Raw genomic sequence first — 14,957 nt, forward strand, 5'->3', positions numbered from 1 at the left:
GTATGCCGAGCAGACGCAAAAGCCCCCAATTCGGGCACGAAATGGGGGCTTTTACGTCTGCTCGCGCCCGGGAGGTGCTGGTCGCTCTTGGCCAGCTGGCAGCGGCGGTGGTAGTGGCCGTCGGTGTCGCGGTGGTGTCCCTGCTCGCCATTGCGCGGGTGGAGTGGCCCGCCTTCCCGTCGTCCAACCAGCTGCATGCGCTGACCACCGTCGGCCAGGTCGGCTGCCTGGCCGGGCTGGTCGGCATCGGCTGGTTGTGGCGGCACGGTCGATTCCGGCGACTGGCCCGGCTGGGCGGGCTGGTTTTGGTATCCGCGTTTACCGTCGTGACGCTGGGCATGCCGCTGGGCGCCACCAAGCTGTATCTGTTCGGCATCTCTGTCGACCAGCAGTTCCGCACCGAATACCTCACCCGGCTCACCGACACCGCCGCCCTGCGCGACATGACCTACATCGGACTGCCACCGTTTTACCCACCGGGCTGGTTCTGGATCGGCGGACGCGCGGCGGCGCTGACCGGGACGCCGGCCTGGGAGATGTTCAAGCCGTGGGCGATCACCTCGATGGCCATTGCGGTGGCCGTCGCGCTGGTGCTGTGGTGGCGGATGATCCGCTTCGAATACGCCTTGCTGGTCACCGTCGCCACAGCGGCGGTGATGCTGGCCTACAGCTCGCCGGAGCCCTACGCCGCGATGATCACGGTGTTGTTGCCGCCGATGCTCGTACTGACCTGGTCGGGCCTGGGCGCGCGCGACCGTCAGGGCTGGGCCGCGGTGGTCGGTGCCGGCGTCTTCCTGGGCTTCGCGGCCACCTGGTACACCCTGTTGGTCGCCTACGGCGCGTTCACGGTGGTGCTGATGGCGCTGCTGCTGGCCGGGTCGCGGCTGCAATCCGGAATCAAGGCGGCGGTAGACCCGCTGTGCCGGCTTGCCGTCGTCGGCGCGATCGCGGCCGCCATCGGATCCACCACCTGGCTGCCCTACCTGCTGCGGGCGGCCCGCGACCCGGTCAGCGACACCGGCAGCGCCCAGCACTACCTACCCGCAGACGGCGCCGCACTGACCTTCCCCATGCTGCAGTTCTCCCTGCTGGGCGCGATCTGTCTGCTGGGCACGCTGTGGCTGGTGATGCGCGCGCGATCATCGGCGCCAGCCGGCGCCCTGGCCATCGGCGTGCTGGCCGTCTACCTGTGGTCCCTGCTGTCGATGCTGGCCACATTGGCGCGCACCACACTGCTGTCGTTTCGCCTGCAGCCGACGCTGAGCGTGCTGCTGGTGGCGGCCGGTGCGTTCGGCTTCGTCGAAGCGGTCCAAGCCCTTGGCAAACGGGGTCGCGGTGTCATTCCGATGGCCGCCGCCATCGGGTTGGCCGGCGCGATCGCGTTCAGCCAGGACATCCCCGACGTGTTGCGGCCGGACCTGACCATCGCCTACACCGACACCGACGGCTACGGCCAGCGCGGCGACCGGCGACCGCCCGGCTCCGAGAAGTACTACCCAGCCATCGATGCCGCCATCCGGCGCGTCACCGGCAAGCGCCGCGATCGGACCGTCGTGTTGACCGCCGACTACAGCTTCCTGTCGTACTACCCCTACTGGGGCTTTCAGGGGTTGACGCCGCACTACGCCAACCCGCTGGCACAGTTCGACAAGCGCGCCACACAGATCGACAGCTGGTCGGGACTCTCCACCGCCGACGAGTTCATCGCCGCGCTGGACAAGCTGCCCTGGCAGCCGCCGACCGTCTTCCTCATGCGCCACGGCGCACATAACAGCTACACCCTGCGGCTGGCCCAGGACGTCTACCCCAACCAGCCCAATGTTCGCCGCTACACGGTGGACCTACGGACCGCCCTCTTCGCCGACCCGCGTTTCGTCGTCGAGGACATTGGCCCGTTCGTGCTGGCCATCCGCAAGCCGCAGGAGAGCGCGTGATGGCTACCGAAGCCGCCCCACCCCGTATCGCCGTCCGGCTACCATCTACCTCCGTGCGCGACGCGGGAGCAAACTACCGGATCGCCCGGTACGTCGCTGTGGTGGCGGGTCTGCTAGGCGCTGTGCTGGCCATCGCCACCCCACTGCTGCCGGTCAACCAGACCACCGCGCAATTGAACTGGCCCCAAAACGGCACGTTCGCCAGTGTCGAGGCACCGCTGATTGGCTACGTGGCCACCGACTTGAACATCACCGTCCCCTGCCAGGCCGCCGCCGGACTGGCCGGATCGCAGAACACCGGCAAGACGGTGTTGTTGTCAACGGTGCCCAAGCAGGCGCCTAAGGCCGTCGATCGCGGGCTGCTGCTGCAACGGGCCAACGACGACCTGGTGCTTGTGGTGCGTAATGTCCCGTTGGTCACCGCCCCGCTGAGTCAGGTGCTCGGCCCGACCTGTCAGCGGTTGACATTCACCGCGCACGCCGATCGGGTCGCCGCCGAATTCGTCGGACTGGTGCAGGGACCCAATGCTGAGCACCCCGGTGCACCGCTGCGCGGTGAGCGCAGCGGCTACGACTTCCGCCCGCAGATCGTCGGGGTGTTCACCGACCTGGCCGGGCCGGCGCCACCGGGTCTGAGCTTCTCGGCGAGCGTGGATACCCGCTACAGCAGCAGCCCCACGCCGCTGAAGATGGCCGCCATGATCCTCGGGGTAGCGCTCACCGGCGCCGCCCTGGTGGCGCTGCACATCCTGGACACCGCCGACGGCATGCGGCACCGGCGGTTCCTGCCCGCGCGCTGGTGGTCGATCGGCGGTCTGGACACCCTGGTTATCGCCGTGCTGGTGTGGTGGCATTTCGTCGGGGCCAACACCTCCGACGACGGCTACATCCTGACCATGGCCCGGGTGTCCGAGCATGCGGGCTATATGGCCAACTACTACCGCTGGTTCGGCACACCCGAGGCGCCTTTCGGCTGGTACTACGACCTGCTGGCGCTGTGGGCTCATGTCAGCACGGCCAGTATCTGGATGCGCCTACCCACCCTGGCGATGGCGCTCACCTGCTGGTGGGTAATCAGCCGTGAGGTCATTCCCCGGCTGGGGCACGCCGTCAAGACGAGCCGGGCAGCGGCGTGGACGGCGGCGGGCATGTTTCTGGCTGTCTGGCTGCCGCTGGACGACGGCCTTCGGCCCGAGCCGATCATCGCCCTGGGCATCCTGCTGACCTGGTGCTCGGTGGAGCGGGCGGTGGCCACCAGCCGGCTGCTGCCGGTGGCAATCGCCTGCATCATCGGTGCCTTGACCCTGTTCTCCGGGCCGACGGGCATCGCCTCGATCGGTGCGCTGCTGGTCGCGATCGGGCCGCTACGGACCATCCTGCACCGGCGTTCCAGGCGGTTCGGCGTGCTACCACTGGTGGCGCCGATCCTGGCCGCGGCCACCGTCACCGCGATCCCGATCTTTCGTGATCAGACCTTCGCGGGCGAGATCCAGGCCAACCTCCTCAAGCGTGCCGTAGGGCCCAGCCTGAAGTGGTTCGACGAACACATCCGCTACGAGCGGCTGTTCATGGCCAGCCCCGACGGCTCGATCGCCCGCCGCTTCGCCGTGCTGGCCTTGGTGCTGGCGCTCGCGGTATCGGTGGCAATGTCGTTACGTAAGGGCCGCATTCCAGGTACCGCTGCTGGACCGAGCCGCCGCATCATCGGCATCACGATCATTTCCTTCCTCGCGATGATGTTCACCCCGACAAAGTGGACCCATCACTTCGGGGTGTTCGCGGGGTTGGCCGGGTCGCTGGGGGCGCTTGCCGCGGTCGCGGTGACGGGCGCTGCGATGCGCTCGCGGCGGAACCGGACCGTGTTCGCCGCCGTGGTGGTCTTCGTGTTGGCCCTGTCGTTCGCCAGTGTCAACGGCTGGTGGTACGTGTCCAACTTCGGTGTGCCATGGTCGAACTCGTTTCCGAAGTGGCGATGGTCGCTTACCACCGCACTCCTCGAGCTGACGGTGCTGGTGCTGCTGCTAGCGGCATGGTTCCACTTCGTCGCCAACGGTGACGGGCGCCGAACAGCCAGGCCAACCCGGTTTAGGGCACGACTAGCCGGAATTGTCCAGTCCCCGTTGGCAATTGCCACGTGGTTGCTGGTGCTTTTCGAGGTGGTATCGCTGACCCAGGCGATGATTTCCCAGTACCCGGCGTGGTCGGTTGGCCGGTCTAACCTACAGGCTTTGGCCGGCAAGACCTGCGGGCTGGCCGAAGACGTGCTGGTGGAGCTGGATCCCAACGCAGGCATGCTGGCGCCGGTGACCGCGCCGTTGGCCGACGCCCTGGGAGCCGGCCTGTCTGAAGCCTTCACACCCAACGGCATTCCCGCCGACGTCACCGCCGACCCGGTGATGGAACGTCCAGGGGATCGCAGTTTCCTCAACGACGACGGGCTGATCACCGGCAGCGAACCCGGCACCGAAGGGGGCACCACGGCCGCACCGGGAATCAACGGCTCCCGCGCCCGGCTGCCCTACAACCTGGACCCGGCCCGTACACCGGTGCTGGGCAGCTGGCGAGCCGGCGTGCAGGTGCCCGCCATGCTGCGGTCGGGCTGGTACCGGCTGCCCACCAACGAGCAGCGGGACAGGGCGCCGCTGCTGGTGGTGACGGCGGCCGGGCGATTCGACTCCCGCGAGGTCCGGTTGCAGTGGGCCACCGACGAGCAAGCGGCCGCCGGACACCACGGTGGGTCGATGGAATTCGCCGACGTCGGTGCCGCGCCGGCCTGGCGTAACCTGCGCGCACCACTGTCCGCCATCCCGAGCACCGCCACCCAGGTCCGGTTGGTCGCCGACGACCAGGATCTGGCGCCGCAGCACTGGATCGCCCTCACACCACCGCGGATTCCGCGGGTGCGCACGCTGCAGAACGTGGTGGGCGCAGCGGATCCGGTGTTCCTGGACTGGCTGGTGGGGCTGGCATTCCCCTGCCAACGCCCGTTCGGCCACCAATACGGCGTCGACGAGACACCCAAGTGGCGGATCCTGCCGGACCGGTTCGGCGCCGAAGCCAACTCACCGGTGATGGATCACAATGGCGGTGGCCCGCTGGGCATCACCGAGCTGCTGATGCGCGCAACCACGGTGGCCAGCTACCTCAAAGACGACTGGTTTAGGGACTGGGGCGCGTTACAGCGGTTGACGCCTTACTACCCCGACGCCCAGCCCGCTGATCTGAACCTAGGAACGGTGACTCGCAGCGGGCTGTGGAGTCCGGCGCCGTTGCGCCGCGGCTAGAAGTGCCGTGGCCACCGACTCGGCGACAACCTCCGCGGCCCCGCATCCTCACCGCCCTTAACCGCGTCGCCTACCATCGAGCCTCGTGCCCCACGACGGTAATGAGCGATCTCACCGGATCGCACGCCTAGCAGCCGTCGTCTCGGGAATCGCGGGTCTGCTGCTGTGCGGCATCGTTCCGCTGCTTCCGGTGAACCAAACCACCGCGACCATCTTCTGGCCGCAGGGCAGCACCGCCGACGGCAACATCACCCAGATCACCGCCCCTCTGGTATCCGGGGCGCCACGCGCGCTGGACATCTCGATCCCCTGCTCGGCCATCGCCACGCTGCCCGCCAACGGCGGCCTGGTGCTGTCCACACTGCCGGCCGGTGGCGTGGATACCGGTAAGGCCGGGCTGTTCGTCCGCGCCAACCAGGACACGGTCGTCGTGGCGTTCCGCGACTCGGTGGCCGCGGTGGCGGCCCGCTCCACGATCGCAGCGGGAGGCTGTAGCGCGCTGCATATCTGGGCCGATACCGGCGGCGCGGGCGCTGATTTTATGGGTATACCCGGCGGCGCCGGGACCCTGCCGCCGGAGAAGAAGCCACAGGTTGGCGGCATCTTCACCGACCTGAAGGTCGGAGCGCAGCCCGGGCTGTCGGCCCGCGTCGACATCGACACTCGGTTTATCACGACGCCCGGCGCGCTCAAGAAGGCCATGATGCTCCTCGGCGTGCTGGCGGTCCTGGTAGCCATGGTGGGGCTGGCCGCGCTGGACCGGCTCAGCAGGGGCCGCACCCTGCGCGACTGGCTGACCCGATATCGCCCGCGGGTGCGGGTCGGATTCGCCAGCCGGCTCGCTGACGCAGCGGTGATCGCGACCTTGTTGCTCTGGCATGTCATCGGCGCCACCTCGTCCGATGACGGCTACCTTCTGACCGTCGCCCGGGTCGCCCCGAAGGCCGGCTATGTAGCCAACTACTACCGGTATTTCGGCACGACGGAGGCGCCGTTCGACTGGTATACATCGGTGCTTGCCCAGCTGGCGGCGGTGAGCACCGCCGGCGTCTGGATGCGCCTGCCCGCCACCCTGGCCGGAATCGCCTGCTGGCTGATCGTCAGCCGTTTCGTGCTGCGGCGGCTGGGACCGGGCCCGGGCGGGCTGGCGTCCAACCGGGTCGCTGTGTTCACCGCTGGTGCGGTGTTCCTGTCCGCCTGGCTGCCGTTCAACAACGGCCTGCGTCCCGAGCCGCTGATCGCGCTGGGTGTGCTGGTCACGTGGGTGTTGGTGGAACGGTCGATCGCGCTCGGACGGCTGGCCCCGGCCGCGGTAGCCATCATCGTGGCGACGCTTACCGCGACGCTGGCACCGCAGGGGTTGATCGCGCTGGCCCCGCTGCTGACTGGTGCGCGCGCCATCGCCCAGAGGATCCGGCGCCGCCGGGCGACCGATGGACTGCTGGCGCCGCTGGCGGTGCTGGCCGCGGCGTTGTCGCTGATCACCGTGGTGGTGTTTCGGGACCAGACGCTGGCCACGGTGGCCGAATCGGCACGCATCAAGTACAAGGTCGGCCCGACCATCGCCTGGTACCAGGACTTCCTGCGCTACTACTTCCTTACCGTGGAGAGCAACGTTGAGGGGTCGATGTCCCGCCGGTTCGCGGTGCTGGTGTTGCTGTTCTGCCTGTTCGGGGTGCTGTTCGTGCTGCTGCGGCGCGGCCGGGTGGCGGGGCTGGCCAGCGGCCCGGCCTGGCGACTGATCGGCACTACGGCGGTCGGCCTGCTGCTGCTCACGTTCACGCCAACCAAGTGGGCCGTGCAGTTCGGCGCATTCGCCGGGCTGGCCGGGGTGTTGGGTGCGGTCACCGCGTTCACCTTTGCCCGCATCGGTCTACATAGTCGACGCAACCTCACGCTGTACGTGACCGCGTTGCTGTTCGTGCTGGCGTGGGCAACCTCGGGCATCAACGGGTGGTTCTACGTCGGCAACTACGGGGTGCCGTGGTATGACATCCAGCCCGTCATCGCCAGCCACCCGGTGACGTCGATGTTTCTGACGCTGTCGATCCTCACCGGATTGCTGGCAGCCTGGTATCACTTCCGGATGGACTACGCCGGGCACACCGAAGTCAAAGACAACCGGCGCAACCGCATCTTGGCCTCTACGCCACTGCTGGTGGTCGCGGTGATCATGGTCGCAGGCGAAGTCGGCTCGATGGCCAAGGCCGCGGTGTTCCGTTACCCGCTTTACACCACCGCCAAGGCCAACCTGACCGCGCTCAGCACCGGGCTGTCCAGCTGTGCGATGGCCGACGACGTGCTGGCCGAGCCCGACCCCAATGCCGGCATGCTGCAACCGGTTCCGGGCCAGGCGTTCGGACCGGACGGACCGCTGGGCGGTATCAGTCCCGTCGGCTTCAAACCCGAGGGCGTGGGCGAGGACCTCAAGTCCGACCCGGTGGTCTCCAAACCCGGGCTGGTCAACTCCGATGCGTCGCCCAACAAACCCAACGCCGCCATCACCGACTCCGCGGGCACCGCCGGAGGGAAGGGCCCGGTCGGGATCAACGGGTCGCACGCGGCGCTGCCGTTCGGATTGGACCCGGCACGTACCCCGGTGATGGGCAGCTACGGGGAGAACAACCTGGCCGCCACGGCCACCTCGGCCTGGTACCAGTTACCGCCCCGCAGCCCGGACCGGCCGCTGGTGGTGGTTTCCGCGGCCGGCGCCATCTGGTCCTACAAGGAGGACGGCGATTTCATCTACGGCCAGTCCCTGAAACTGCAGTGGGGCGTCACCGGCCCGGACGGCCGCATCCAGCCACTGGGGCAGGTATTTTCGATCGACATCGGACCGCAACCCGCGTGGCGCAATCTGCGGTTTCCGCTGGCCTGGGCGCCGCCGGAGGCCGACGTGGCGCGCATTGTCGCCTATGACCCGAACCTGAGCCCTGAGCAATGGTTCGCCTTCACCCCGCCCCGGGTTCCGGTGCTGGAATCTCTGCAGCGGTTGATCGGGTCAGCGACACCGGTGTTGATGGACATCGCGACCGCAGCCAACTTCCCCTGCCAGCGACCGTTTTCCGAGCATCTCGGCATTGCCGAGCTTCCGCAGTACCGGATCCTGCCGGACCACAAGCAGACGGCGGCGTCGTCGAACCTATGGCAGTCCAGCTCGACCGGCGGTCCGTTCCTGTTCACCCAGGCGCTGCTGCGCACCTCGACGATCGCCACGTACCTGCGTGGGGACTGGTATCGCGACTGGGGATCGGTGGAGCAGTACCACCGGCTGGTGCCGGCCGATCAGGCTCCAGACGCCGTTGTCGAGGAGGGCGTGATCACTGTGCCCGGCTGGGGTCGGCCAGGACCGATCAGGGCGCTGCCATGACACAGTGCGCGAGCAGACGCAAAAGCACCCCAAATCGGGCGATTTTGGGGGCTTTTGCGTCTGCTCGCGGGACGCGCTGGGTGGCCACCATCGCCGGGCTGATTGGCTTTGTGTTGTCGGTGGCGACGCCGCTGCTGCCCGTCGTGCAGACCACCGCGATGCTCGACTGGCCACAGCGGGGGCAACTGGGCAGCGTGACCGCCCCGCTGATCTCGCTGACGCCGGTCGACTTTACCGCCACCGTGCCGTGCGACGTGGTGCGCGCCATGCCACCCGCGGGCGGGGTGGTGCTGGGCACCGCACCCAAGCAAGGCAAGGACGCCAATTTGCAGGCGTTGTTCGTCGTCGTCAGCGCCCAGCGCGTGGACGTCACCGACCGCAACGTGGTGATCTTGTCCGTGCCGCGCGAGCAGGTGACGTCCCCGCAGTGTCAACGCATCGAGGTCACCTCTACCCACGCCGGCACCTTCGCCAACTTCGTCGGGCTCAAGGACCCGTCGGGCGCGCCGCTGCGCAGCGGCTTCCCCGACCCCAACCTGCGCCCGCAGATTGTCGGGGTGTTCACCGACCTGACCGGGCCCGCGCCGCCCGGGCTGGCGGTCTCGGCGACCATCGACACCCGGTTCTCCACCCGGCCGACCACGCTGAAACTGCTGGCGATCATCGGGGCGATCGTGGCCACCGTCGTCGCACTGATCGCGTTGTGGCGCCTGGACCAGTTGGACGGGCGGGGCTCAATTGCCCAGCTCCTCCTCAGGCCGTTCCGGCCTGCATCGTCGCCGGGCGGCATGCGCCGGCTGATTCCGGCAAGCTGGCGCACCTTCACCCTGACCGACGCCGTGGTGATATTCGGCTTCCTGCTCTGGCATGTCATCGGCGCGAATTCGTCGGACGACGGCTACATCCTGGGCATGGCCCGAGTCGCCGACCACGCCGGCTACATGTCCAACTATTTCCGCTGGTTCGGCAGCCCGGAGGATCCCTTCGGCTGGTATTACAACCTGCTGGCGCTGATGACCCATGTCAGCGACGCCAGTCTGTGGATGCGCCTGCCAGACCTGGCCGCCGGGCTAGTGTGCTGGCTGCTGCTGTCGCGTGAGGTGCTGCCCCGCCTCGGGCCGGCGGTGGCGGCCAGCAAACCCGCCTACTGGGCGGCGGCCATGGTCTTGCTGACCGCGTGGATGCCGTTCAACAACGGCCTGCGGCCGGAGGGCATCATCGCGCTCGGCTCGCTGGTCACCTATGTGCTGATCGAGCGGTCCATGCGGTACAGCCGGCTCACACCGGCGGCGCTGGCCGTCGTTACCGCCGCATTCACACTGGGTGTGCAGCCCACCGGCCTGATCGCGGTGGCCGCGCTGGTGGCCGGCGGCCGCCCGATGCTGCGGATCTTGGTGCGCCGTCATCGCCTGGTCGGCACGTTGCCGTTGGTGTCGCCGATGCTGGCCGCCGGCACCGTCATCCTGACCGTGGTGTTCGCCGACCAGACCCTGTCAACGGTGTTGGAAGCCACCAGGGTTCGCGCCAAAATCGGGCCGAGCCAGGCGTGGTATACCGAGAACCTGCGTTACTACTACCTCATCCTGCCCACCGTCGACGGTTCGCTGTCGCGGCGCTTCGGCTTTTTGATCACCGCGCTATGCCTGTTCACCGCGGTGTTCATCATGTTGCGGCGCAAGCGAATTCCCAGCGTGGCCCGCGGACCGGCGTGGCGGCTGATGGGCGTCATCTTCGGCACCATGTTCTTCCTGATGTTCACGCCCACCAAGTGGGTGCACCACTTCGGGCTGTTCGCCGCCGTAGGGGCGGCGATGGCCGCGCTGACGACGGTGTTGGTATCCCCATCGGTGCTGCGCTGGTCGCGCAACCGGATGGCGTTCCTGGCGGCGTTATTCTTCCTGCTGGCGTTGTGTTGGGCCACCACCAACGGCTGGTGGTATGTCTCCAGCTACGGTGTGCCGTTCAACAGCGCGATGCCGAAGATCGACGGGATCACAGTCAGCACAATCTTTTTCGCCCTGTTTGCGATCGCCGCCGGCTATGCGGCCTGGCTGCACTTCGCGCCCCGCGGCGCCGGCGAAGGGCGGCTGATCCGCGCGCTGACGACAGCCCCGGTACCGATCGTGGCCGGTTTCATGGCGGCGGTGTTCGTCGCGTCCATGGTGGCCGGGATCGTGCGACAGTACCCGACCTACTCCAACGGCTGGTCCAACGTGCGGGCGTTTGTCGGCGGCTGCGGACTGGCCGACGACGTACTCGTCGAGCCTGATACCAATGCGGGTTTCATGAAGCCGCTGGACGGCGATTCGGGTTCTTGGGGCCCCTTGGGCCCGCTGGGTGGAGTCAACCCGGTCGGCTTCACGCCCAACGGCGTACCGGAACACACGGTGGCCGAGGCGATCGTGATGAAACCCAACCAGCCCGGCACCGACTACGACTGGGATGCGCCGACCAAGCTGACGAGTCCTGGCATCAATGGTTCTACGGTGCCGCTGCCCTATGGGCTCGATCCCGCCCGGGTACCGTTGGCAGGCACCTACACCACCGGCGCACAGCAACAGAGCACACTCGTCTCGGCGTGGTATCTCCTGCCTAAGCCGGACGACGGGCATCCGCTGGTCGTGGTGACCGCCGCGGGCAAGATCGCCGGCAACAGCGTGCTGCACGGGTACACCCCCGGGCAGACTGTGGTGCTCGAATACGCCATGCCGGGACCCGGAGCGCTGGTACCCGCCGGGCGGATGGTGCCCGACGACCTATACGGAGAGCAGCCCAAGGCGTGGCGCAACCTGCGCTTCGCCCGAGCAAAGATGCCCGCCGATGCCGTCGCGGTCCGGGTGGTGGCCGAGGATCTGTCGCTGACACCGGAGGACTGGATCGCGGTGACCCCGCCGCGGGTACCGGACCTGCGCTCACTGCAGGAATATGTGGGCTCGACGCAGCCGGTGCTGCTGGACTGGGCGGTCGGTTTGGCCTTCCCGTGCCAGCAGCCGATGCTGCACGCCAATGGCATCGCCGAAATCCCGAAGTTCCGCATCACACCGGACTACTCGGCTAAGAAGCTGGACACCGACACGTGGGAAGACGGCACTAACGGCGGCCTGCTCGGGATCACCGACCTGTTGCTGCGGGCCCACGTCATGGCCACCTACCTGTCCCGCGACTGGGCCCGCGATTGGGGTTCCCTGCGCAAGTTCGACACCCTGGTCGATGCCCCTCCCGCCCAGCTCGAGTTGGGCACCGCGACCCGCAGCGGCCTGTGGTCACCGGGCAAGATCCGAATTGGTCCATAGCGTCAGGCTCCGCAGTCGATAGCGGCACGATGTTCGTCATTAGACGGCCCCATCAGTTAGGCCTCCTATGCTGCTCGGTATGCACCAGGCCGGCCATGTTGGCACACACGAACGGCGCGCAGCCGCAACGAGGCGGTCCGCCCTGACTGCGGCAGGGTTAGCCGTCGTCGGCGCAGGGGTGTTGGGCGCGTCGGCGTGCAGTCCACAAAAGTCTCCTCAGCCATCATCACCCCGGTTGCCCGACAATGCGCTGATCACGCTCGGGGTGGCCGCCGGCCCGCCGCCTACGCCCAGCAGAGTAGGAATCTCGTCGGTGCTGAAAATTGGCCGCGATCTGTACGTGATCGATTGCGGCCTGGGCTCGCTGAACGCATTCACCAACGCGGGCCTGCAATTCGACGATCTCAAAGCCATGTTTATCACCCACTTGCACACCGACCACATCGTCGACTACTACAACTTCTTTCTCTCCGGTGGCTTCCTTGCCCCACCCGGTCGAGCGCCGGTCCTGGTCTATGGTCCGGGCCCAGCTGGGGGTTTGCCGCCAAGTGAAGTCGGCAACCCGAATCCAGCCACCGTCAACCCCGCCAACCCGACACCGGGCCTTGCCGCGGCCACCGAAGCGCTGCATCGAGCGTTCGCTTACACCAGCAACATCTTCATCCGCGACTACGGCATTGACAACGTTGCGGACCTGGTTAAAGTCACGGAGATCGGGCTACCACCAGGATCGGACTACCGCAACAGAGCGCCAAAGATGAGCCCGTTCTCGGTCGCATCGGACGACAACGTTTCCGTCACCGCAACGCTGGTCTCCCACTACGACGTCTACCCAGCGTTCGGATTCCGCTTCGATCTGAAGAAATCGGGTGTGTCCGTTACCTTCTCGGGTGACACCACTAAGTCCGACAACCTGATTACCCTCGCTCAAGGCACTGACATTCTGGTCCACGAGGCGGTGTTCAGCCTCGATACGGCTTACTTTGGCAACGCTTTCCCCCCGAACTATCTGGTGAACTCACACACCTCCGCAGAGCAGGTGGGGGAGGTGGCCGCAGCGGCCAAGCCCAAACAATTGATCCTGAGCCACTACGCCCCTGACGACCTACCCGACTCGCAGTGGCTCGACAAGATCAAGAAGAATTACTCGGGCATGACCACCATCGCGCGGGACGGCCAGGTCTTCGCCCTCTGATCCGTTAGCGGTAGCGCCCCGTTCGACGATAGCTGCCTAGAGCTAGACATATATAAAACCTATGCAATAGGGTCGCGGCATGCCCGAGTACGACCTAGAGGCCGTGGACAAGCTGCCCTTCTCGACCCCTGAAAAGGCGCAGCGCTACCAAACGGAAAACTATCGCGGGGCCATGGGCCTCAACTGGTACCTCACGGATCCGACCCTGCAGTTCATCATGGCCTATTACCTACGACCCGATGAATTGGCGTTCGCAGAACCCCATCTGACCCGCATTGGTGAGCTGACGGGCGGGCCAGTGACGCGTTGGGCCGAGGAAACCGACCGCAACCCCCCGCGGCTCGAACGCTACGACCGGTGGGGGCATGACATCAGCCGGGTAGTGCTGCCGGAATCGTTCATCCAATCCAAGCGCGCCGTCATCGAGGCGCGACAAGCCGTGCGCGACGACGCGGCACGGGCCGGCGTCAAGCCGTCGCTGGCACTCTTCGCCGCCGACTATCTGCTCAACCAGGCCGATATCGGTATGGCTTGCGCGCTCGCCACTGGCGGCAACATGGTCCGGTCGCTGGTGACTGCCTACGCGCCACCCGATGTGCGCGAATTCGTCCTAGGCAAACTCAATTCCGGCGAGTGGGACGGCGAGGCCGCGCAGCTGCTGACGGAGCGTGCGGGCGGCTCCGATCTGGGAGCTCTGGAGACGACGGCCACCCGCAGCGGCGACGTGTGGCTGCTGAACGGCTTCAAGTGGTTTGCGTCCAACTGCGCCGGGGAGGCGTTCGTGGTGTTGGCCAAGCCCGAGGGGGCGCCTGACTCGACTCGAGGTGTGGCCACCTTCCTCGTGCTACGGACGCGCCGTGACGGTTCCCGCAACGGCGTGCGTATCCGTCGGCTGAAGGACAAGCTCGGCACCCGCTCTGTCGCCTCCGGTGAAATCGAGTTCGTCGACGCCGAAGCCTTTCTGTTGTCCGGCGAACCGAGCGCTGACGCGGGCCCGTCCGACGGCAAGGGACTCACCCGCATGATGGAGCTGACCAACAGATTGCGGTTGGGCACCGCCTCGTTCGCCCTCGGCAACGCGCGCCGCGCGCTGGTCGAATCGCTGTGCTACGCCGGGCAGCGGCGGGCATTCGGTGGGGCGCTCATCGACAAGCCGCTGATGCGCCGCAAGCTGGCCGAAATGGTCGTTGATGTGGAAGCCGCGCTGGCGATGGTGTTCGACGGCTTCGGAGCGGCGAACCACCGCCAGCCCAGATGCCTGCCGCAACGTATCGCGGTGCCGGTCACCAAGCTTAAGACTTGCCGGCTCGGGATCACCGTGGCATCGGATGCGATCGAGATCCACGGCGGCAATGGCTACATCGAGACCTGGCCGGTGGCCCGGTTGCTGCGTGACGCGCAAGTCAACACGATCTGGGAGGGCCCCGACAACATCCTGTGTCTGGATGTGCGGCGCGGGATCGAGCAGACGCGCGCTCACGAGACACTGTTGGCGCGGCTGCGCGATGCGGTGTCGGTGTCCGACGATGACGACACCACGCGGCTGGTCTCGCGCCGCATTGAGGACCTCGACGCGGCGATCACCGCTTGGACCAAACTCGACAGGCAGCTGGCCGAGGCGCGGCTGTTCCCGCTGGCCCAATTCATGGGCGACGTCTACGCCGGCGCGTTGCTCACCGAGCAGGCCGCCTGGGAACGGGCAACCCGCGGCACCGACCGCAAGGCACTCGTCGCCCGCCTGTACGCGCGCCGGTATCTCGCCGACCAAGGCCCGCTGCGCGGTATCGACGCAGATTGCGATGAGGCGCTGCAGCGTTTCGACGAACTCGTGGCGGGCGCGTTCACTGCCGAGCAGACGTAAAAGCCCCCAATTCGTGGCTC

General features: G+C 67.2%; 6 protein-coding genes. All 6 read left to right on the forward strand.

From position 1 onward, the window contains the following. The first annotated feature begins 2 nt into the window (after positions 1-2). A complete protein-coding gene (aftA, locus tag FF952_RS19965) occupies positions 3-1,934 on the forward strand; it encodes a galactan 5-O-arabinofuranosyltransferase (RefSeq protein WP_003899694.1) in 1,932 nt (643 codons plus the stop codon). Then, on the forward strand, positions 1,934-5,218 hold the full coding sequence (embC, locus tag FF952_RS19970; RefSeq protein ID WP_003908335.1) for an arabinosyltransferase EmbC: 3,285 nt from the start codon (positions 1,934-1,936) through the stop codon (positions 5,216-5,218). Before aftA ends, embC begins: the two co-directional genes overlap by 1 nt. 85 nt (positions 5,219-5,303) lie before the next feature. Then, on the forward strand, positions 5,304-8,588 hold the full coding sequence (embA, locus tag FF952_RS19975; protein WP_031654057.1) for an arabinosyltransferase EmbA: 3,285 nt from the start codon (positions 5,304-5,306) through the stop codon (positions 8,586-8,588). Further along, positions 8,585-11,881, forward strand: a complete 3,297-nt coding sequence (gene embB, locus FF952_RS19980; RefSeq protein WP_003420644.1) for an arabinosyltransferase EmbB — start codon at positions 8,585-8,587, stop codon at positions 11,879-11,881. Before embA ends, embB begins: the two co-directional genes overlap by 4 nt. Before the next feature lie 67 nt (positions 11,882-11,948). Next, positions 11,949-13,076, forward strand: coding sequence for an MBL fold metallo-hydrolase (locus FF952_RS19985; protein ID WP_003420646.1), 1,128 nt, complete (start codon positions 11,949-11,951; stop codon positions 13,074-13,076). Positions 13,077-13,155: 79 nt separating this feature from the next. Further along, positions 13,156-14,937 carry a DNA alkylation response protein gene (locus FF952_RS19990; protein ID WP_003900757.1) on the forward strand — a complete coding sequence of 594 codons (1,782 nt, stop codon included), beginning with the start codon at positions 13,156-13,158 and terminating at the stop codon, positions 14,935-14,937. Positions 14,938-14,957 lie beyond the last annotated feature (20 nt).

This window comes from Mycobacterium tuberculosis complex sp. N0072, from assembly GCF_030323725.1.
GTDB lineage: Bacteria > Actinomycetota > Actinomycetes > Mycobacteriales > Mycobacteriaceae > Mycobacterium > Mycobacterium tuberculosis.